The following is a 22,985-nucleotide window of genomic DNA, read 5'->3' as shown; positions in this document are numbered from 1 at the left end:
TAACCGAAAAACATTGCAAATACGTTGATAAGAACCGACCTTCGTTGCTCAAAGTGCTGCCATGAAAAAGATTTTGCTTATTCAACTGTTTGCCCTGACACTGCATTCATCCATTCTATTTGCACAACGCCTGGACCAGAAGACTTATTGTAATCCCATGGACATTGGTTATCGTTACAATTGGGAGCAAATCAATAAGAAAATTTCGTACCGTTCAGGTGCTGATCCTGTCATCATCAATCATAAAAAAGAATACTTCTTATTTGTAACTATTTCAGGTGGCTATTGGCATTCGCCAGATTTAATTAACTGGAAATACATTGTACCATCGCGCTGGCCGATGGAGGACATGTGTGCGCCTGCAGCAATATCGGTTCGTGACACGTTATATCTATTTCAATCTACATTCGAACAGCGCCCTATTTTTTATACTACTACACCTGAAACAGGAAAACTTTCATTTTATAATCGCTGGCTGCCTGCTTTGCCAAAAGAAGTAGGCCCTTGGGACCCTGCTCTATTCTACGATGAAGCGTTGGATAAGTGGTACATGTATTGGGGATCTTCCAATGTGTATCCTTTGTATGGAGCAGAGTTAGATAAAAGCAAAAACCTTATTTATAAATCTGATTACAAAGCCATGCTCAAACTACATCCCACATTACACGGCTGGGAAAGGTTTGGTCAGGATCACAGAGACACCATCAAGCCTTACATGGAGGGTGCATGGATGACCAAGTATAAAAATAAATACTACTTGCAATATGGTGCACCCGGCACTGAATACAATGTATATGCTAACGGAACCTATATTGGTGACGATCCACTCGGGCCTTTTTCTTATGCCAACTACAATCCCATTTCTTATAAGCCTGGTGGTTTTGTAACCGGAGCCGGACATGGCAATACTTTTCAGGATAACTATGGCAACTGGTGGAATACTGGTACACCCTGGGTGGCTGTAAACTGGAACTTCGAAAGGAGAATGGCGATGTTCCCCGGTGGATTTAATGAGGATGATGAAATGCATTTCAACACACGCTTTGGAGATTTTCCGCATTATATGCCTAAGCAATCCGTTAAGCATAATGAATCACTTTTCACAGGTTGGATGCTCCTCTCCTATAAAAAGAAATGCATGGCATCTTCTGTGAAAGATGATAAACAAGCTGATTTTGTCAATGATGAAAACCCACGGACTTTCTGGGTGGCTCAAACTAACAAAGCCGGTGAATGGGTTCAGATGGATTTAGGTGCTGTGAAAAACATAAAAGCTTTTCAGGTAAACTATACTGATTACAAATCTGATCTTTATGACAATGATGAAAGCGTTTACCTGCAATTCAAGATGTACTCTTCTACTGATGGTAAAAACTGGGGCGTAATTTTTAGTAACGCAGACAGAAAAGAAGACAGACCAAATGCTTATATAGAACTTGAAAAAGCAGTTGACGCTCGGTATTTAAAATTTGAAAACATTTATGTGCCTACTGACAATCTAGCGATAAGTGATATTCGCGTTTTTGGTAACAGCGCAGATCCACTCCCTAAAACACCAGGCAAATTCAACGTCACACGCATGACAGATCAGCGTAATGCACTGATCCGTTGGGAGCCAGTAAAAGGTGCGGTTGGATACAATATTGTCTGGGGCATTGGCACTGATAAACTGTACCAGACGTATCAGGTATGGGCAGATCAGCCCACATCACTCGAAATAAGGGCTTTAACACTCGATCAAAAGTATTATTTTGCCATCGAAAGTTTTAATGAAAAAGGTGTATCGACCTTGAGTAAAGTATTGGGGCCGTTTTAAGGAGTGAATGTCCTCGTTTAAGATGTTTTGTTCCTTTACATGATTGCTTTCGAAACAAAAATTGCGTTTTAAATATATCACCAACCATAATAACAAGTAAATCAACACTAAATAAGTATACATGAAACCAGTTAAGTTTTTCATTTTGTTAATGTTTGTAAGCCAACTCATTATGGCACAAACGTTACAATCACCTGACCAGCAATTAAAGATGCGTTTTTCGCTATCGTCTGCTGGAGAACCACTTTATCAGTTAATCTATAAAACAAAAACAATTGTTAAGTCCAGTAAGTTAGGCTTATTGCTAAATGGTGCAGACGCACTCAATACCAACTTCAGTATATTAAAAATTGATTCTTTAAAACACGATTCAACCTGGGAACCGGTGTGGGGAGAAGTAAAAAGTATCAGAAATAATTACAACGAACTAAGTGTAACACTTCATCAGCAAGCGACCGACCGAAGCATCGTTATTCGTTTCAGACTTTTCAATGATGGTTTGGGCTTCAGATACGAATTTCCCAAGCAGCCAAATCTTCAGCACATGGTGGTGAAGGAAGAAGTATCTGAATTTGCATTGGCAGGTGATCATAAGACATTCTGGATACCCGGTGATTATGAAACCAATGAGTATGTGTACTCAACTTCAAAGCTCAGTGAGATATCTCCTACGTTGCGCAGTGCCTCTGCTGATGAAATCAGTACAAGGGCTGTGATACCTGACGGTGTGCAAACACCTTTGATGATGAAAACGGCTGACGGCCTCTACCTCAATATTCATGAAGCTGCTTTAGTGAACTACTCAGCGATGCACCTGGTGCTGAACAAACAAAACCTGACACTGACTTCTCATTTAGTTCCTGATGCGAGAGGCAATAAAGCCTATTTACAAACTCCTTTTTCTACACCATGGCGAACAATTCTGGTAAGCGATAAAGCGGGAGATATCCTGACATCAAAAACAATCCTGAACTTAAATGAGCCCTCTAAGATTGAGAACACAGATTGGATTAAACCAACCAAGTATGTGGGCATCTGGTGGGAAATGCACGTGGGTACCGGAAGCTGGAATTATTCAGATGAATCGAACCTTAAACTGGATGGCACCGATTGGTCTAAATTAAAACCTAATGGAAGACATGCTGCAAATACCACTAACACAAAACGCTATATCGATTTTGCTGCACAGCATGGTTTTGATGGTGTATTGATTGAGGGTTGGAATGTAGGCTGGGAAGATTGGTTTGGTCAGTGGAAAGAAGAAGTATTTGATTTTACCACGCCCTACCCTGACTTTGACGTAAAAGCACTTCATCAGTACGCAGCTTCAAAAAATGTGAAGTTGATTATGCACCACGAAACTTCTGGCTCTGTAACCAACTACGAACGAAGAATGGATGCTGCCTATACCTTTATGAAAGCGAATGGTTATGATGCCGTTAAAACAGGTTATGTAGGACGTATCATTCCACGTGGTGAGTTTCATGATGGTCAGTGGATGATTAACCACTTTAATCGCGTAGCCGCCAGAACAGCGCAATACAAAATCATGCTTGATGCCCATGAGCCTGTACGCCCTACAGGTTTACACCGCACTTATCCAAACTGGTTGGCCTCGGAAGCTGCCAGAGGTAATGAGTTTAATGCCTGGAGTGTAGGCAATCCACCAGAACATGAAACCATTTTGCCTTTCACACGCCTGATGGGTGGCCCGATGGATTATACACCGGGTATTTTTGAAATTAAGATGGATTATTATGTAGCGCAAAGACCTTTCAACAACCAGGCACCTAATGGTAATCAGGTGCATACTACATTAGCCAAACAACTAGCCTTGTATGTAACCATGTATAGTCCTTTGCAAATGGCTGCTGACTTACCAGAAGCCTATGAAAAACGAATGGACGCTTTCCAATTCATTAAAGATGTTGCCGTGGATTGGGATGATACACAGATTCTTGAAGCAGAACCTGGTGACTACATTACCATTGCGCGCAAAGCCAAAAACAAGAATGAATGGTTTATCGGCAGTATCAGTGACGAAAACAAACGCATAGCTACTGCATCTTTAAAATTCCTAGAAAGCAAAAAGAAATATGTAGCCACACTTTACATGGATGCCCCTACAGCCCATTGGAAAGACAATCCCATGGCTTATGAGATTAAATCATTTATTGTAGACAGCAGTAGCATTCTGAAATTACCCATAGCCTCAGGTGGTGGCGCAGCCATCAGTTTAAAAGAAGCCAATGCTGATGACTTGAAAAAGTTTAAGCGTTATAAATAGTCTTATTTGCAATAATCATAAAGCCAACCTGATCATTTCTGGTTGGCTTTACCTTTTTTTTTCTTGTTTTCTGAAATATCTGCGCGTTAAAAAATTATGTTTCAACGCCTCCATATTTTCATTAAAGCGAGAGGTGCCTTCTTCTACATTGACCATACTTCGCTTCAATTTATTAACCAGGGCAGTATCATACATTAAGGTGGCTGCAGTACCCCCTCCTTCTTTTGTTTGTTTCACCAAGGCCTCCAGATCGCTTGCCAGACGCTGTGCGCTGTTACCAGTCTTCTCTAAACCATTCACAGCATTCTTCAACTGATTAAAAACAAGTGTATCAGTCAGGATACTGCCCGCAAGCCCCTCACCTCGCCTGACTTCTTTAATGAGGTAATTGGCTTGTTCTGTAAAAGCGACCGTATTCTTGCTCGCTGCGCGAATCTCCTGCACAGCCATGGTCAGGTCTTTTGCTATAACTGTATCTGCCAGTAATGTCCAAAGACTGTTGTTGCTGTTGAGCTTCTCCGTAATGCTCTTTAGATTTTGTGTTATAATTTGAATATTGTCGTTTGTAGTATTTAAAGTTCTGAGCATGGCATCTGTTTCTATCGGCCTTAAGGATTGTATCACTGTGCCGGGTTCCAGCAAAGGCGCTGCACCAGATTGGGAATTTATGTTGATCAGCTTATTGCCCATTAATCCGTCTGTGCCGATAGAAGCAATTACATTTTGTCGCAAGTACTTTCTTACACGCTTATCCAGGAGCATGGTTACAGCGATTGTAGAATCTGATTCGATTTCAATGCTTTTAACGGTACCTACATCAATACCGGAAAATCTTACATTATTGCCCGGGGTAAGTCCGTCAACATTATAAAAACTGACTTTAATGGTAAATGAAGAACCAAATAAATTTCTATTACTGCCAATCATGTACAGCGAAAAAACCATGAAAAGCAAACCGGAAAAAACAAAGAGTCCGAGCTTTACATTGTTAAGTGACTTGGGTGTCATTGAAGTAGCGTTTATTCCTAACTAAAAAATAATCTAATATTCTGGTCCTGACTGTTCTGCAATTTTTCAAAACTGTCTTCAGCATAACAACGGCCGTCAATCAGCATGATAACACGATCAGCTGTTGTCTTAATGCAATTCATATCATGCGAAATTATAATAGAAGTAGTCTGGTACTTTTCTTGAATGATGTTGATCAGCTCACTTATCTCGCGGGAGGTTATGGGGTCAAGTCCTGTTGTTGGCTCATCGTACAAAATGATTTCAGGTTTTAGTATAAGTGTTCTGGCTAATGCTATTCGCTTGCGCATACCACCCGATAATTCAGCCGGCATCATGTCAATGGTATGTGCCAGTCCTACATTTGATAATGCTTCCAATACCATCGTCTCTACAAACTGATTTGTCATTTCTTGTTTGATTCTATGCCTGCGTAAAGGAAACTCCAGGTTTTCTCTTACAGTCATTGAATCATACAAGGCGTTGCTCTGAAACAGAAATCCGACCCTTGACCTCAATTCGTCAAGACCTTCATGATCAAGATTAAGCACATCTGTACCCAGTAATTTTATACTGCCATGATCAGGTTCATTTAAGCGAATAATGCACTTTATTAGTACAGATTTTCCTGAACCTGATTTGCCTAACACTGCAATATTTTCACCTCGCCCTACACGCATACTAAAATCTTTCAGTACATGGTTATTACCAAATGATTTATATATGTGATCAACGTCTATAACGATCTGCTTGTCCATATACCTCAGGTGAGCCCTAACAAATCAGTTATTTGCACAGCAAGTAGATCGATGATGAAGACCAGCAGTGAAGCGACCACAACGGCCTCATTGGCTGAACGCCCTACTCCTTCAGTACCTTTTTTTGAATAGTAGCCTTTAAAGCAACCAACCAGGCCAATAGCAAAGCCGAAGAAAAAAGTTTTGATCAAAGAGGGCACCAAATCACCAAAGTTCAGCACATCATACACCTGCGTCCAGTATAAACTCCAGCTGACATTGCCCCTAATATTCACACCAAGATAACTACCATATAGTGAAATCGCATTGGAAAGATTCACCAATACAGGCAACATTAAAGTAGCTGCGGCAATTCTTGTTACTACTAAATATTTAAAGGGATTAGTACCCGACACTTCCATAGCATCAATCTGCTCGGTCACCCGCATTGAACCCAGCTCTGCCCCCATACCAGAACCAATTTTACCTGCGCAAATCAAGGCTGTGATGACAGGAGAAATTTCCCTTATTAAAGAAACAGATACCATTGAAGGCAACATGGCTTCCGCTCCGAATTCAACCAGCGTTGGTCTTGATTGAATGGTTAAGACCAAACCCATAATGAAGGCGGTGATGGCCACCAATGTAAGTGACTTATACCCTATCCAATAACATTGTCTCAAAAACTCTTTCCATTCATAACGAGGCTTCAGACCCTGCGAAAAAAAGCGCATGGCGAAGCGTGTAAGTTCACCTGTTTGCTCAAAAAATTTACTGTTGAAATCTCGCATGGCATCTGTGTTTCACACAATTAAAGTTGCACGGAAGACCAGAGTAAAATACTGATAGCGCTTAGTTTAAAATATGATAATTGTCAGCTGAATCACTGCTTAAGCTAACCTGGCTACTTTTCGGTTTTTAGTATCTTGACAGCATATAACCAACAACCCAATGAGCCATTATTTTAAAAGAGTAGATAAGGAGATTAAAACACAAAATAAGCAATTGCTCATTTTACAATATGTCGTATACGGTTCGCTAATACTTTACTTTGGAAGAGATCTGTTTATTCCAATCAGCTACGCACTCTTGATTAGTTTTATTCTTTTTCCGCTTTGCCGTTGGTTAGAGTATAAGGGTTTAAGCAAATGCGTGGCCATTCTTATAGGGCTGTTGCTGCTGCTCTTGCTTATTGTCAGCGTGGTTCTTCTTATGACCTACCAATTAACACTATTCATAAATGAGTGGCCGGCTATTCAGGCAAAGCTCCAAGTCTTTATTGCAGACAGCAGTTTATTCTTTATAGAAAAATATGCTATTACAAAAGAACAACAGGATCTATGGTTTAATGAAATCAGTAATGGATCTGTAACATACCTTTTTTCTCTTATTAAAAATACTTTATCCGCCTCTGTTCATTCAAGTGTAATACTTATTCTAATACCGGTTTATGCAGCCTTGTTTCTTTATTACAGGAATCTGCAGATACAAGCTATCGCGTATATTTTTCCCGGTGAGAAAAAAGAAGAGACAAAAAGAATACTTTATTTATCTGTAGACGCCTATTACAATTTTATTAAAGGCATGGCTATTGTTTACCTGATTGTCGGCCTACTCAATAGTCTGGGACTACTTATGTTAGGCATACCGCATGCTTTTTTCTTTGGATTTGTTACCTCTATACTTACTTTTATTCCGTATGTAGGCATTATCATCGGTTCACTCCTACCCATAGGCATGGCCTGGGTCACCTTTAATTCAATCTGGTATCCATTAGGTGTAGTTATCATTTTTATGATAGTGCAATACATGGAAGCCAATATTATTTTCCCACTAGCGGTAAGTAACCGATTGAGCATAAATCCCATGGCCACTATACTGGCTATTACCTTGGGAGGAATATTCTGGGGTGTTTCAGGTATGATTCTTTTCGTACCCTTTCTGGCCATATTAAAGCTAATTGCCGATCGGCATCCTTCTATGCGTTTGTTATCGCTGTTGGCTGGTCAGGAAACAATAAATCCCTGAAAACCAAGACCGTCATCAACAGCAATAATTTTCAGGGATCTATTCTCTTTTAATGAAGAGCTTTCCTTAACGATTTGTAGTTATCATGTATGGTCTGTTTTGCTTTTAGCCATGCATCTTCACCATCATTTATTACCTCTTCAGCCTGCTCCTTTACTTTTTGTAATACACTGGAAGAACTTTTAAAATAGTCACGAACACTATCTTTCACTTCAAACTTCTTCAAGGCAAATTTCAACTTTAGAATTTCGAGCTTCAGTTTAAATTTTTCAAATTCGTTAATAAACTCATGCGATAAACGTTTATCACTTAACCAACGTTCCACATCATGCTGAACGGTTTCAACCAAGGCCAACAGTTTCGTTCGTTGCGCATCAAAATCGACTAAATTACCGGTTTCAGGCTTCTCCAGCGCTGCCTCTAATTGATCAATGGCATCGCGTGTTTTTTTAGTTAGGCCTGATCCATTAAAAGAAAGGATTTGTAGCTTAAGTGAAGCCATAGAAGCTTTAAAATCTTTCTTTAGCTCCTGAAACTTATCTTTAGCTTCCGCTTTACCTAATGCCAATTGAAGCATAAGTTCATCAATCTCTTGTTGTACAGTCAGCAGATTTTCAGCAACAGAAACCAAAAACCGCTTTTCCGATGCAGGCATGGTTGTTTTCATTTTATTTAACGTTTTTCATACAACTTATCTTTGTGTTTTCTTAATTGACTTTCTAAATCCAATGCTACTTCATTCGCTGCGGCTTCAAAACTATCACCGGTTTCCTTTGCGAAGAGTACATTTCCGGGTACAAACAATTTGGCTTCTACGAAAAATTTATCAATGATGCCCTTTGGCTCTTTCTTAATGACAACTTCGCATTTTTCAATTCTATCAAACAGCTTTTCTAATTTTCTAAACTTTTGCTCAACAACTTCTTCTGTAGATTCTCTTAAATCTAATCTGGGAGACTCAATAATCAGTTTCATAAAATAATATTAAGGTTAAAAAAATATTTGTGTTTGATCGTTTATGCGAATTACATCGCTAATTACTTGTAACTAATATAACTACTAACGATCTCTCGGTATATGAGTTCCATCTTTTAAAGAAATGATTTTAGTCAGTGTTAAATTTTGTTACTGTTTCTGATTAGGAACATCAATCTGAAAGCTTGTTCCTTTGGTAAGCTGGCTTTCTACACGAATGTTTCCACCGAGCTTATCTACAGCTTTTTTAACAATATAAAGGCCAAGGCCATTCCCTTTTGAATCAAGACTGGCACGATAATACATATCAAAGATTCTTTCCTTGTAAGCAGGATCTATTCCCTGTCCATTATCTTCAATCTGAAAAATATAACGATCGGACTCTTGCCTGGCACTAATGGAAATAACCGGATGCTCCTGTGCACAAAAGTTGATGGCATTTTCCAGGAGATTTTCAACAATAATCTTTAGCAATGAAGGATAGGAAAACAGCTCATTTCTTTGAATGGTAACGTTCACCTGAATACCTTTCTTATTTATTTCTTGCTGATAGCTTGTAATAATGGAATCTACAAACTCTCTGAAAAACACCTCTTTATATGCCAACTGCTGCACACCAACATCACTAATGGATTGAAGTTTCAGCAACATCTTATCCAGATTTATAGCAGTCTCTTTTACCTTGTCAAACAGGTGAATAGCATTGGGATCTTTTAACGTTATTTTTGCAACTTCCGCGAGGCCCATAAAAGTAGTTAATGGTCTTCTGAAATCGTGCGATGACCTGTAGAAGAACGTGTCGAGTTCCAAATAAGCCTGGCGCAACTCTGCTGTTCTGTCGGCTACTTTTCTTTCTAAATTACTATTGGCTAAAAAAATGGCTTCATTTGCTTCTCTCAATTCTTCAGACTGCGCTTCAATCTCTTCTTGTTTTTGCTGCAGATCATGGTTTACATCAATCAGCCTTGAATTAGATTCAATGAGTTCCTCTGCCTGCCGTTGAATCTCTTCCTGCTTGTCACTGATTTGTGTATTTAATGCCTGAAGTCTATCATTTGCTTTTTTCTTATTTATATAATAGTTGAAAAGTGTAATTGCCACTGCAAGCAGCAATAAACCAGCCACTGCAGAAAAAATAAGCGCCCACGTCTGATTCTTCAATTTAGACTCCTGTAATTCTAATTCATTTGCTTTAATCTGGTTCTCACGATTTAAAAGTTCTATTTGTTGTTCCTTTTTCTCCAGGTCATATAACGCATGAATCTGAGCTGCTTTTGAAATAGATTCTATTGAAAAGAGACTGTCATTGATTTCTATGTATTGATTTAAATAATCGCTTGCACGCGAGAAATTACCTTCTTGTCTGTAAATTTTACCTCCTAACAAGTAGGCACGCTTTAGTTCGATCGGCAAGCTCAGTCGCTGACTGCTGTTAATTGCTTGCAGCACGTATTGAAGCGCTTCTTTTCTGCTACCTGTTATAAATTTTAACTCAGCAATGTTATTGTAGGTGGTCGTCAGCCTGCTATTCGAACCAGTCTCTTTAAATATAGATAAGACTTGTTGATGGATCTCCAATGATTTTTTAAAATCCTTCTTTGCTTCATAAACATAAGCCATATTCTCCAGTGTTGAGGCCACGTAAACAGTAAGCCCCAATTCTTTTCTAATTTGCAAAGCAGAATCATAAAAGGATATGGCTGTGGTGAAATTTTTAAGAGCCAATGTAAGTGAGCCTAACAAATTCTGTGCATACGCAATTCCAGCCTTGTCGCCAACTTGCTTCATCAGGTAGAGTGACCTGCCAGCATAATTCTCGCCCTGACTGTAATTACCTTGATGATAGAAACACCAACTGATAAGTCCGTAAGTCCTGGCCATTTCATGTTTGCTCTCCAGACGCTCTTCTATAGCAAGTGCCTGAAAAAAATGCTTATTGGCTCTTTCATAATCACCTAATTCGTCATAAATTTTGCCTATTCGTTTTAATGTTATGGCTTCATAACGTTTAAATTTATGCTTACTTAAACTTTCCAGTGCTTTTTCGTACATGCTGATGGCATCAAGGATTTGCCCTTGTTTCGTATACAATTCCCCTATACTCACCCAATAAAAAATTTTAAGTTCGGTATCATCATAGCGTGTTGCCAATCCATTAACCTTAGTAAGGTAGAATTGTGCAGAATCAAAATTTAGTAAGGCACTGTGTGTCATACCTATGAATTTCCAAGCTTCCGCTATCAATAACGAGTCTTGCATTTTGAGCCGAAGTGAAAGTGACTTTCGCATTAAGCGCATTGCTTCGGCATAATTACTAAGCTCATAGTTGAGCCATCCCAAATTGTGGTATACAGATGAAAGTGCAAATTCAGCCTGCTTACCATTCAATAACTCCAGCGATTTTTTATAGTAATATCCAGCTGAATCATAGCTACCCTGTACCCTGTACAAATTACCAAGGCGTGTGAATGTATAGGCAGGGTAATCTCCAAAGTTATTACCTCCTGTAGTTGATATTGCGTTTGTGTAATATTGTTTAGCTGTTTTATAGTTGCCACTGAAATAATGGTACAAGCCAATGTCAGTAAGACTTCGAACGAGAAGCTCAGGATCTTGAAGTCGGGTGGCAATGGCATATGACTGTTTTGCATAATTTAAGCCTTCTTCAAAATCGTAATCCCATGATTGAGAGGCTAACTCATTTAACAGCATAGCCTTTTCCCGATCGTTGGTGCTGGTTTGAAGCTTATACTTAAGTTTTTCAATAGCCGGTTGCGCAGTAAGACCTATGCTGCATCCTGAAAGTAAAAGCAAGAGTAGATAACGTGTAACCACGGGGCTTTGAGAAAAAACTTAAGCTAAATAAAAGTGATGATATTGTAAAGTATTAATGCAAAATCGGCAATTCCACGCAAAAAGTTGTCCCTTCATTATTGCGGGTTGTGAAATTGATACTCGCATTCAATTTTTCAGTTGCCTTCTTCACTATGTAAAGACCTAACCCATTACCCTTTGAGGATACATTGGCTCTGAAATACATATCAAAAATACGTTCATGATAATCTTCTGGTATGCCCTGTCCGTTATCTTGTACGGAGATTACCAGTTTATCGGTATAATCTTCCACTAAAATTTTAATAAAAGGATTAACAGGTGATGCAAAGTGGATTGCGTTCTCGATAATATTAGCCAGGATCACATTGATCAGTGCCGGATATGAATCAAAGGATCGGATATTGTTAAACTGATTATATACTTTAATATTTTTTCTCTCCAATTCTTCCTGAAACCCAATCAGGATATTATCAATCATTTCTTTCAGCAACACCTCCTTCAAAACAAGTTCTTGTGCCCCCACATCGCTTATTGATTGAAGCTTACGAATCATCTTATCAAGACTTTCAGCGGTTTCCCTCACCTTATCGAATAATTCCAGCGCTTTAGTATCTTTAACTGTAATGCTGGCTACTTCGGCCAGACCCATAAAGGTGGTAATTGGCCTTCTGAAATCATGTGATGACCGATAGAAAAAAGTATCCAGCTCTACGTAAGCTTGTTTGAGCTGATGTGTGCGCTCCTCTACTTTTTCTTCAAGGGTTATATTAATGTCCGATATCGTTTCATTGGCCTCTCTCAGTTCTTCCGCTTGTGTAAGTACCTCCTCCTGTTTCTCATGAAGTGCTTCATTAAGCTTAAGTAGTGCATCGTTTGATTCCCGCAGCTCCTCTGATTGCGCTTGTATTTCTTCTTGCTGCTCCAGCAGCCTGTTATTCAGTTCAACAAGCGATTCATTTGATTCGCGAAGTTCTTCTGATTGTGCCATCAGTTCTTCATTTAACTCAGCTAAATCAACCTTTGCTTTGGTTAGTTTTTTATTGGTGCGTACCATAAGGAAGATAAAGCCAGCTGCAAATACAATGACAACAACACCAAGCGAGATAATAAAAGTCTGGTTGCGCAACCTGGCCTCTTGCAAAGCCAATGCATTGGCTTGCAATGCCCTTTCTTTTGAGAGTAATTCAATTTCCTGTTCTTTACGCTCTACCTGGTATAAAGCCTGCATCTCAGCCAGCTTCATACTGTTGCTCTCGGAGTAAAGACTATCGCTTAATACCTGTTGCTTTTTTCTAAAGACAGATGCCGTTTTGTGATCACCCTTTGCATCTGAATAATCTGCATAATTGGTATAATAGTTTTTCAATAAAAGTCTTGAGCCTGTTTCTTTAGCAATTGAACTGACTTGCTCCAGAACCTTCTCTACTTCTGATAATCTACCTAACTTTAAATAAAGTGCTGCCAGTCCGTTATATGAAATACCAAGGCTCAGCTTATCGCCTATCGTTTTATCGATGGCCAGCGCTTCGAGTTGCAATTCCAGCGCTTTGTCTAACATATTCAATGCTTCATAGGCCAGACTCATGTTATACAAAGAGGCGGAAATACCACCCGCATGGTTTATTTTCTGCCTGATGACCAAGGCTTTTGTGTGTTCTTCAATTGATTCCTTGATTCTATTTTGAAGGAGAAAAATCAAACCTCTTACATTATGACACGATGCCATACCTCGCTGGTCATTCATTGCTTCACGCAATACCTGCGATCTATCTGCATACTCGAGTGCAAGCTGAAAATTAGATTGATCTTTATACACCCAGGCCAGGTCATGGTACAGAGAAGCTGTCATTGGTTTTAAACCATCTTTCTCTGTAATGCTTAATGCCCTGTAAATAAAATCAGAAGCTAATTTATAATCTGATAACTGGCTGTAGATCTCACCAATCAATGTATAAACCTGCGCTCTTAATAAATGATAATCATAGACCTTTGTCATTTCAAGCACCTTAAAACTTTCGGTCAAAGCCTGTTGTAGTTTACTTTGTCTAAAGTAGACGAGGGCACTCAGGTAATGGCACATACCAGAATGAAACTGATCTTCCTTATTTTTAGTAAGTTCACAAAGCTTATTTACATAAGTCGATGCCTGTGCAAAGTCCCCAAGGTTAAGGTATATTCTTGCATAGTTTAGGTATATATCCTGTTTATCAGTTTCCGGCTGTCCCGTGCGAAGTTTCTCAGCTATTTGAAGGTTGCGAAGTGCCTCTTCATTTTCCCACTGATATGTTTTGAGAATTGCATAGCCCTTATAAATACCGGCACTATACCTATTGTCTTTCGATTCTTTAAGTAAAGCAAAACCACGTTGAAATGTACTCTCAGCAGCACCATACTCACCAATATCGGCTTGGGTTCTGCCCATGAGCATGAGGTTATACAAACTGTAATTTAATCGCCCCTTGCTGCTTACGCTATCAGATTTATAAAAAGCCTTCAATGCTCTGGGGTAATGACCAAAAGTAAAATAGCCCACGCCACAAAGGGTATATGCGTATTGCATACCTGACATGTATTCAATATCTAACGAAAGTTGCAACGCCTCTTCTGCATAAGATAATCCTATGCTGTCATTAAAATCATAATACTCGTAGGCAAGGGTATTCAGAATATCAACCCTTTGTTCATCGCTGAGTTTTGTCTCCAGCACTGAGGCAAGGCTATCCTTTGAGAGGTCTTGTGCAAAAGCATGCGTCAAGTTGGTCAGCATAAATGCTAACAACATTAAAGCAAACAATAGTAGGCTAGAGACCTTCGTTTTCAAGAGGAAATGGTTGCTTTAATTAAGTCAAAAAAATTCAAGTAAAAAACAAATTAGTGGCATTTAATAGGCTGATAATTATATATCTATGAATTCATATCATTTTATTAATTTTGGGGTCGAATAATAGTTTAAACTGTGAGATTAGCCTTTATAAGTCTCTTTTACCTCCTTTTTAATGGTGCCACTGCGGTGGGACAACATTCCTATCTTAACATTCTTGAGGACAAGGCCATACGTTTTGATACTACTTATTGGGTTAACGTATCCAATATATTGGCCTTCGATACTCTGTATGCCTGGCAAGAATGGCAAATAGCTGAAAACTATAACTTTGGTAAAAACAGAGGAGACCTGCAAATGATTACTGATCTGGAGGCGCTACATCCTTACTTTAGAGACAAGATTATTCAACTTATTAAAAACTGTAAAGAGAAAGGAATTCAAGTTTCAGTTGTAGAAAGTTACAGAACCCGTGCCAAGCAAGCGGAGTATTTTGGTATGGGCAGGAAATACACACGATCGGCAGGTGGTAAGTCAAAACACCAGTACGGATTGGCTTGTGATGTTGTGCCAATCGTGAATGATAGCGCACAATGGGAAGATAAAATGCTCTGGAAAAAAATTGGCGTTGAAGGTGAAAAGCTTGGATTAAGATGGGGAGGTCGGTGGAGAAATCCTTATGACCCTGCACACTTTGAATGGACCGGTGGTTTAACAACAGTACAGCTTTCTGCCGGCTATTTTCCGAAACCAAAAGAAAAGCTTTATCCCTGCATTGATGAAGACCTTAAAATACTTAAGAAATTTTGGGAAGCTTGGGAAAATGAACAAGCCGCTATCAGCCGCTCAAATAAAAATAAAGGACTAGCAAGTTCTCTAATTCCTTAAAATAATAAAACTGGTGCCGTTCATAAAGGCTTTGTTGCATTGGCTCACAAGCAGCCTTAACATGCTTGTTGTTTTGTTTCACTAAACCTAAAAATTATGAGGACTTCACTCCTGTTTTCCTGTCTGTTTTTTCTATTGGCCATCCAGGTCCATGCACAAACTGATGTTGCCGTAACTGATGAAGAATTGAGCAAATACGCTACTGCCATGGATTCGGTAAATGAACTTACCATTGAATTAATGGATAGCATTACGCTGCTGGTGAAAAATAATACAGTGATGAATGCAGCACGTTATAATGATTTGTCAAAAATCATTAGCGATGAAACCAAATTAACTGAAGCAAAAGCAACACCTGAAGAAATTGCGTTTGTAAAGGGCATCGCTGATTATAAATCAAAAGGTACAAGTGAGATCAATGTTGCCTTTCAGAAGCTTGCGAAAGAATATGTAGGTGCCGCTACTTTTAACAAGGTTAAAAAAGCACTCGCTGCCAACGCAGACCTTAAAGCTAAATATGATGGCTTAATGGAAGAGCTGAAAAAAGATAATGTTAAAAGTGTAGAGTAATTTTAAGTCTATCCGCAGTATTACAAACATACTGCGGATAGTTTTTAATCAATCCATTTCATCGTGCGTTCAATTGCTTTCTTCCAACCCTTATAAAGTTTAGCCCGCACGTCTTCCTGCATATTCGGGGTAAAGCTTCTTTCAATTTTTCTGTTGCGGGTAATTTGATCCTTTTTCCAAAGTCCTGCCTGAATACCGGCAAGGTATGCAGCACCCGTTGCTGTAGACTCAATAACGGTTGGCCTTTCAACAGGGGTATTCAATATATCAGCCTGAAACTGCATCAGCATATTATTGGCAGAGGCTCCACCATCTACGCGCAACGCTTTTAAGGGTATACCAGCATCCTCCTCCATGGCAGTCAACACATCTTTAGTTTGGTAGGCCAGGGACTCTAAGGTTGCTTTTACAATATGATCCTTTCCGGTATCACGGGTAAGCCCGAAGATGGCACCACGGGCATACATATCCCAATAAGGAGCGCCTAAGCCAGCGAAAGCGGGAACTACATACACATCGTTAGAGCCGAGTGCCTTAGAAGCAAAGTATTCTGAATCTTTTGACTGATCGATTAAATGCAAGCTGTCGCGTAACCATTGCACAGCTGCACCCGCTATGAAAACACTACCTTCCAGGGCATATTCTACTTTTCCATCCAGCGACCAGGCAATGGTTGTTAATAAACCATGCTTGGAAAGTTGCAGTGTTGTACCGGTATTCATCAACATAAAGCAACCAGTTCCATACGTATTTTTAGCCATGCCTGGTTCAAAACACGCCTGTCCAAACAGCGCTGCCTGCTGATCGCCCGCTATGCCACAAATATTAATACTTACACCATTCACTTTAGTACTGCCAAATGTATGTGCAGACGGTTTAACTTCAGGCAACATTGTCTGTGGAATGTTTAATGCTTTCAAAAGCTTCTCATCCCATTGCAGGTTTTTTATGTTATACAACATCGTACGCGAAGCATTGGTAACATCGGTTGCATGCACCTTCCCTTCGGTCATATTCCAAAGCAACCAGGTATCTATGGTACCAAATATCAACTCACCCCTATTTGCTTTCTCTCTTGCACCTGCAACATGATCTAAAATCCACTTTACTTTTGTAGCCGAAAAATAAGAGTCTATCACAAGCCCTGTATGCTTGCGAACATAATCTTCGAGTCCTTGCTGTTTTAATTCTTCACATATATAAGCTGTGCGCTTGTCTTGCCATACGATGGCATTATAAACGGGTATTCCTGTTTTGCGATCCCATACCACAGTGGTCTCTCGCTGATTGGTAATACCCAGGGCTACAATTTCTTTCTCCGAAATACCCTGCTCTTTGATCAATTGACTCAGTACGGTCAGTTGTGTTTTCAGGATTTCTTGCGTATCATGTTCAACCCAACCTGATTGTGGAAAAATTTGTGTAAATTCCCTTTGCGCAATTCCTTTGATCTCCCCCTGTTCATCAAATAAGACTGCACGTGAACTTGTTGTACCCTGATCGAGGGCAATAATATACTTTGATGCCATAGTCTAGTGAAAGTGTCTTGCTTCTGTAATAAGCTTATTGATAAATGCTTCTTCTTGTTCCATTTTTTCTAAACTCCAGTTAAATTGATCTTTAAAATATTTGAGCACCCAGATTTTATATTGAAGTACCCTATCCATATCAAAAAACAGCATACCTGTTCTTCTTACAAAAAAATCGCTGGCATTCAATACCAGTTCATGTTGCATGGTAAAATCCAGTTCTGCCTGAAGCAAACTCTCTTCACTGCCTTTACCTTGCTTAATTAAGTGCTTTGTTTGTATCAAAATTTCGTCACTTTGTTTCCCATAAAGATGTACACAGTAATCTGCATAGTAGGGCGATAAACCAATTTGTTGAAAATCTTTACGCATTGTTCTCAGATACAATCTAAGTTTGCGCATATTTTTAAAATCAGCTCCGGTAAGTTTGAGTTGCTTTGTTTGGCATACCTTTAACTTACGATCAGCAAAATATTTCTTCTGAACAAGATCAACCACACGTTCGGCCATTTTGCGGTAACCCGTAAGTTTGCCTCCTGCGATGGATAATAAGCCGGAAGCAGCTTCAAAAATTTCATCCTTCCTTGATAACTCAGAAGCTGATTTACCTTCTTCATGAATCAATGGCCTTAGTCCTGCCCAACTCGACTCCACATCTCTTTCGCTTAGCATTACATGTGGAAAACTTTCATTTACTGCATTGAGTAAATAGTTAACATCAGCCGGAGTAACACGCACAGCATCGATATCGGCATGATAATCCGTATCTGTAGTACCGATATAGGTTGTTCTGCCTCGCGGGATGGCAAAAATCATCCTGCCATCGGCTACATCAAAATACACAGCTTGTTTTATTGGAAAGCGTTGATAGGCCACCACGATATGAACACCTTTAGTCAGGTGAAGTGTCTTACCTTGTTTTGATCCATCCAGCACCCGCAACGTATCTACCCAGGGGCCTGTAGCATTTACAACTACCCTGGCTTTAATACTTAGTGTGGTGTTGGTTTGCAAATCAGTCACCTGAACTCCTTCAACTCTACCATCTTTATAAATAAAATTTTCAACTTGTGCATAAGTCAAAAGCACGGCACCTTGTTGATGGGCAGTCTTGGCAATTTCAATGGTTAGGCGAGCATCGTCAGTTCTGTACTCTGCATAAAGTCCCCCACCTTTTACACCATCTTTTTTCAATAAGGGCTCGGCTCTGAGCGTTTGTTTGCGTGTCAGCATTCTTCTTCTGTCCGCTTGTTTAACACCTGCCAGCCAATCGTATAACCATAATCCAAAAGAAGTTAACAGACTGCCAAAGCCTCTGCCTTCGCGCAAGGGCAGCAACATTTTTTCGGGCAGCACAAGATGTGGAGCAAGTCTGTGAACAACTGCCCGTTCACTCCCTACTTCTTTCACCAACGCGAATTCAAATTGTTTTAAATAGCGCAAGCCCCCATGAATCAGCTTTGTAGAACGACTGCTCGTGCCATAGGCGAAGTCATTTTTTTCTACCAGCACCGTTTTTAACCCACGGGAGGCCGCGTCTAAAGCAATACCAACACCTGTTATGCCACCGCCAATGATCAGCAGGTCAAAGGTTTCGCTTTGCGCTTGCTTTAAAACTGAATTTCGTTGATGTAAGGAGAATGACATTGTGATGATAAGTTAATAGTTATTCATCAACAATCATCATAGGCAGATATTAGAAAAGTAGCTGGAATATCCAGGCCCCTAATAGACCTCCTATGGCAGGCCCGACAACCGGTATCCAGGCATAAGACCAATCGGATGAGCCCTTGCCGTGAATCGGTAAAAGAAAATGTGCTATGCGCGGCCCAAGGTCGCGTGCCGGATTAATGGCAAAGCCTGTAGTACCTCCCAAGCTTAAACCAATTGAAATAATCAGTAAGCCCACAACGAGGGGATTGAGTCCTTCTGTAAAAGTATTAGCCCCTATAAACAAGATGGCCAATACCAAAACAGCTGTGGCCAGTACTTCATTAAATAAATTGCTGAGCGGGGAACGAATGGCTGGTGCCGTACAAAACACGGCCAGTTTAACCTCAGTACTCTCTGTCTTTCTCCAAAAAGGAAAGTAGAAAAGCCAAACCAATACACCACCGCTAAAGGCTCCCAGCAATTGAGAAATGCAATAGGCAGGTACCTCCTGCCAGGGAAAACTTCCCTGAAAGGCCAACGCTATGCTTACTGCGGGATTAAGGTGTGCACCACTGTGCGCACCCACTGCATAGATAGCCAAGGTAACCGCCAGACCCCAACCTATAACAATGGTGAACCATCCGGCATTCTCAGACTTCGTGTGTTTAAGAATAACAGCGGCTACTACCCCATCGCCTAATAAAATAAGTAGTAGCGTGCCAAAAAATTCTGCCAGGTATGGATTCATGCTATTCAGTTTAGGATACTCAATATGCATGTAAAGCAAAAGACAAGCAAATAACTTGCTTGTCTTTTATAATAGGACTTTAAAACTTCCACTCCGTAGACTCGCCTACCCCAAAGGCTTTATCATCTTTATCGTCTTTCTCATTTGACTGAGAAGTACCATTGTCTAGCGTTTCTTCGGTTTCGTTTTGGTCTTTGTTTTCACTTGAGCTTTCACGCTTTTCTTCGAAGTCTTCTTCTCGACTTTCTTTGGTTTTGCTTTTGTTGCTTTCACCGAAGAGGTCTTTTTGCTCGACTTTGATTTTTTTGATGGGCTCGCCTTTTTGCTGGTGGCTGGGCGCTTGCTCGCGGCCTTCGCTACTTTCTTGCCTGGGCGGGCCACCGAAGAGGCTGACTTGCCCGTCTTCTTCGATAACGGTGCTTGCTTCAGGTTCTGTTTTTTTTTTGACGACTGATCATCATCAGTAGTCTCATCATCTTCTTGCGGTGCAACCTCCTCAGGCTCTTCTAGTAAAGAAACCTTGGTTACCTTATACTGAGATAGTTTATTGCCAAGTGCCTTCCAGCCCTTTACATCAACAATCTCTTCCAGGTTCACCACTTCGCTCACTTTACCCTTGTCTTTGCTCCTGATTTCCTCCACTTCAATTTCTGGTGTTTCTGAGGTTGTAATCAATACCAGGCGCGAGCCAATACCTTCTGAAATAAAGCCAAACTCTTTATCTGCTGTACTGGTTTCAATCATGAAACGCTTCGCCATGTATTGCTTACTTTCACCATCAACATAAACGGCAGAAATAATTTTCTTAGGATTGAATTTCTCCAGGTGCAAGGTTTTCTCCGGTTCGTAACGGTTAGTCAGATCGTAATTAGTGATCTTGTAAGAACCGTTGCGCATGAAGGCAATGATTTGATCATCACCATCAAACTTACCTATATACTTACCACGTTCATCTTTATTGATACGGCCTGATGCTTCGTCATACCAGAGGTTAAGCTTACTCAAAGTAGAGCCTCCGGCTTTTAAGAAGTCAACTCTTCTGATAGGATACTTCGTAATCGTGTTACCTTTCACAGCACGACCTTTCACTTCTAACTCTGAAAAGTCATACTCAAATATCTTTTTACGTGCTGTACTCGCTTGTGATAATTTCACTTCTACTGTTTCAGCTTCACCATTAGGGTTGCCACTTACATAGTGAATCTTCGAATTCTTTTCATCTGTAGCAATCGGGTACTCTTTATCGCGGGTTACACCAGGTATGGCAAAACGTTTAGCGAAACTTACACCTGTTTTACCATCGGTGTAGATTACGTTATAGATCATCCTGTCGTCACCTTTCTTCCAGATACCCACATAGAGGATATCTTTACCCATAAATACTTTCTCCTGTATGCGGGATACTTTGGCTTTACCATCCTTACGCACCACAATCACATCATCTAATTCAGAGCAATCGCAAATGTATTCGTCTTTCTTCAGACCCCAGCCTATGAAACCATCTTCTCTATTTACATACAACTTCTGGTTGTTGGCAATTACTTCTACTGCTGTTACTGACTGGAAGCTCTTGATCTCTGTTTTGCGCTCACGTCCTTTACCATATTTATCCAATAAGTTCTGGTAGTAGGCAATGGCATATTCTGTTAAATGCTTTAAGTGATTCAGTGTTTGTTTTAATTCCTTTTCAAGGTCCTTCAACAATTCATCTGCCTTGAAGGAGTCGAATTTAGAAATACGTTTAATTCTGATCTCCGTCAGGCGAAGGATATCCTCTCTGGTAATCTCGCGATAGAATTGTTTTTTATAAGGTTTTAAACCTTTATCAATTGTGGTGATTACTTCTTCGAATGTTTCGCACTCTTCAATGTTGCGATAAATACGTTTTTCGATGAATATCTTCTCCAATGAAGAGAAAAGGATTTTCTCCATCAACTCATCTCGTCTGATCTGCAACTCCTGTTTCAGTAACTGAACAGTCTGGTGCGTGTTGTATTTGAGGATTTCATTTACCGGCATGAAAGTCGGCTTGTCCTCAATAATTACACAGGCATTCGGTGAAATCGAAATCTCGCAATCCGTGAAAGCGTATAATGCGTCAATAGACACCTCAGGTGACTGACCTGCCTGTAAGTGAATTTGTATCTCTACATCTTGTGCTGTATTGTCTACTACCTGCTTTACCTTGATTTGCCCCTTCTCACTCGCCTTTACAATAGACTCCATGATGGAGGTTGTGGTCGTGGCAAAAGGAATTTCTTTGATCACAAGTGTTTTTTTATCAAGCACTTCAATCTTGGCGCGCACCTTGATTTTACCACCGCGCAAACCTTGGTTGTATTCTGAAAAATCAGCAATACCACCGGTAGGAAAATCAGGATAGATTTTTGGCTTCTTTTCTTTAAGAATATCGATGGAAGCCTTGATCAACTCTACAAAGTTGTGTGGCAGAATTTTAGTAGAAAGACCTACTGCAATACCTTCTACACCTTGCGCTAATAAAAGTGGAAATTTAACCGGAAGAGTTACCGGTTCTCTTTTACGGCCATCATAGGATAATTGCCATTCAGTAGTCTGTGCGTTGTAAACTACATCCAGGGCAAATTTTGAGAGTCTGGCTTCAATGTAACGTGGTGCCGCTGCACCATCTCCTGTGCGTACATCGCCCCAGTTACCCTGGGTTTCTATCAATATATCTTTCTGACCAATATTAACGATGGCTTCCCCGATGGCAGCATCACCGTGTGGGTGATATTGCATGGTGTTACCGATAACGTTTGCTACTTTATTAAAACGTCCGTCATCCATTTCTTTAAGCGAGTGCATGATTCTTCGCTGCACTGGCTTAAGACCATCTTCAATGCGGGGCACTGCGCGTTCAAGAATTACGTACGAGGCATAATCCAAAAACCAGTTTTGATAAAGACCGTCCACACCAATGGAAAGGTTAATACCATCGGCCTGTTCGGCTGCGGAGTTAACTGCGGGTGTGATATTCTTAATTTCCTTTTTCTTACTCATATTAAATGATTTAGACTTAAGTAGTAAGACATTAGATTTTAGACTTGACTTAGTCTTAAGTCTAACGTC

General features: G+C 40.1%; 16 protein-coding genes. 5 read left to right on the top strand and 11 right to left on the bottom strand.

The window, feature by feature from the left end:
- Nucleotides 1–61: 61 nt before the first annotated feature.
- Complete coding sequence (locus tag ACO1XM_RS03370) at nt 62–1,816, top strand: discoidin domain-containing protein (protein ID WP_486225813.1); 1,755 nt, start codon at nt 62–64, stop codon at nt 1,814–1,816.
- A gap of 172 nt (nt 1,817–1,988) precedes the next feature.
- Nucleotides 1,989–4,103: a glycoside hydrolase family 97 protein gene (locus ACO1XM_RS03365; RefSeq protein WP_486225811.1), complete on the top strand. Its 2,115-nt coding sequence runs from the start codon at nt 1,989–1,991 to the stop codon at nt 4,101–4,103.
- 48 nt (nt 4,104–4,151) lie between these two features.
- Here the strand turns inward: ACO1XM_RS03365 and ACO1XM_RS03360 are convergent, their stop codons facing one another.
- From ACO1XM_RS03360 to ACO1XM_RS03350, 3 genes are read right to left on the bottom strand one after another with little or no spacing between them, the layout of a single operon-like run.
- On the bottom strand, nt 4,152–5,111 hold the full coding sequence (locus ACO1XM_RS03360; protein WP_486225809.1) for an MlaD family protein: 960 nt from the start codon (nt 5,109–5,111) through the stop codon (nt 4,152–4,154).
- Between the two features lie 17 nt (nt 5,112–5,128).
- Nucleotides 5,129–5,869 carry an ABC transporter ATP-binding protein gene (locus ACO1XM_RS03355; protein WP_486225807.1) on the bottom strand — a complete coding sequence of 247 codons (741 nt, stop codon included), beginning with the start codon at nt 5,867–5,869 and terminating at the stop codon, nt 5,129–5,131.
- Between the two features lie 5 nt (nt 5,870–5,874).
- On the bottom strand, nt 5,875–6,639 hold the full coding sequence (locus ACO1XM_RS03350) for an MlaE family ABC transporter permease (protein ID WP_486225805.1): 765 nt from the start codon (nt 6,637–6,639) through the stop codon (nt 5,875–5,877).
- A gap of 160 nt (nt 6,640–6,799) precedes the next feature.
- Between ACO1XM_RS03350 and ACO1XM_RS03345 the strand changes: the two genes are divergently transcribed.
- Nucleotides 6,800–7,876, top strand: a complete 1,077-nt coding sequence (locus tag ACO1XM_RS03345; RefSeq protein WP_486225803.1) for an AI-2E family transporter — start codon at nt 6,800–6,802, stop codon at nt 7,874–7,876.
- Nucleotides 7,877–7,925: 49 nt separating this feature from the next.
- Here the strand turns inward: ACO1XM_RS03345 and ACO1XM_RS03340 are convergent, their stop codons facing one another.
- The 4 genes from ACO1XM_RS03340 to ACO1XM_RS03325 form a co-directional block, all read right to left on the bottom strand.
- Complete coding sequence (locus ACO1XM_RS03340; protein WP_486225801.1) at nt 7,926–8,543, bottom strand: hypothetical protein; 618 nt, start codon at nt 8,541–8,543, stop codon at nt 7,926–7,928.
- A gap of 5 nt (nt 8,544–8,548) precedes the next feature.
- The gene (gene hpf / locus ACO1XM_RS03335) at nt 8,549–8,851 is read right to left on the bottom strand and encodes a ribosome hibernation-promoting factor, HPF/YfiA family (RefSeq protein ID WP_486225799.1); all 303 of its coding nucleotides are present in this window, start codon (nt 8,849–8,851) and stop codon (nt 8,549–8,551) included.
- Nucleotides 8,852–9,001: 150 nt separating this feature from the next.
- Entirely contained in the window at nt 9,002–11,686 is a 2,685-nt protein-coding gene (locus ACO1XM_RS03330; RefSeq protein ID WP_486225797.1) for a tetratricopeptide repeat protein, read from the bottom strand.
- A gap of 52 nt (nt 11,687–11,738) precedes the next feature.
- Nucleotides 11,739–14,453, bottom strand: a complete 2,715-nt coding sequence (locus ACO1XM_RS03325) for a tetratricopeptide repeat protein (protein WP_486225795.1) — start codon at nt 14,451–14,453, stop codon at nt 11,739–11,741.
- A 189-nt stretch (nt 14,454–14,642) separates the two neighbouring features.
- Between ACO1XM_RS03325 and ACO1XM_RS03320 the strand changes: the two genes are divergently transcribed.
- Nucleotides 14,643–15,395, top strand: a complete 753-nt coding sequence (locus tag ACO1XM_RS03320) for a M15 family metallopeptidase (RefSeq protein ID WP_486225793.1) — start codon at nt 14,643–14,645, stop codon at nt 15,393–15,395.
- Between the two features lie 96 nt (nt 15,396–15,491).
- Nucleotides 15,492–15,965 (top strand): hypothetical protein, encoded by a 474-nt coding sequence (locus ACO1XM_RS03315; protein ID WP_486225791.1) that lies wholly within the window; start codon nt 15,492–15,494, stop codon nt 15,963–15,965.
- Between the two features lie 44 nt (nt 15,966–16,009).
- Here ACO1XM_RS03315 and glpK read toward each other — a convergent pair whose 3' ends face one another.
- The 4 genes from glpK to ACO1XM_RS03295 form a co-directional block, all read right to left on the bottom strand.
- A complete protein-coding gene (gene glpK, locus ACO1XM_RS03310; RefSeq protein WP_486225789.1) occupies nt 16,010–17,494 on the bottom strand; it encodes a glycerol kinase GlpK in 1,485 nt (494 codons plus the stop codon).
- 3 nt (nt 17,495–17,497) lie between these two features.
- On the bottom strand, nt 17,498–19,141 hold the full coding sequence (gene glpD, locus ACO1XM_RS03305) for a glycerol-3-phosphate dehydrogenase (RefSeq protein WP_486225788.1): 1,644 nt from the start codon (nt 19,139–19,141) through the stop codon (nt 17,498–17,500).
- Between the two features lie 49 nt (nt 19,142–19,190).
- Nucleotides 19,191–19,895, bottom strand: coding sequence for an MIP/aquaporin family protein (locus ACO1XM_RS03300; protein WP_486225786.1), 705 nt, complete (start codon nt 19,893–19,895; stop codon nt 19,191–19,193).
- 165 nt (nt 19,896–20,060) lie between these two features.
- Complete coding sequence (locus ACO1XM_RS03295; RefSeq protein WP_486225784.1) at nt 20,061–22,916, bottom strand: DNA gyrase/topoisomerase IV subunit A; 2,856 nt, start codon at nt 22,914–22,916, stop codon at nt 20,061–20,063.
- Nucleotides 22,917–22,985: the final 69 nt, after the last annotated feature.

The sequence above is a fragment of the Chryseotalea sp. genome, from assembly GCF_057350905.1.
Note: the sequence above shows the minus strand (reverse complement) of the source record. Positions and strands in the feature narration are given on the sequence as shown.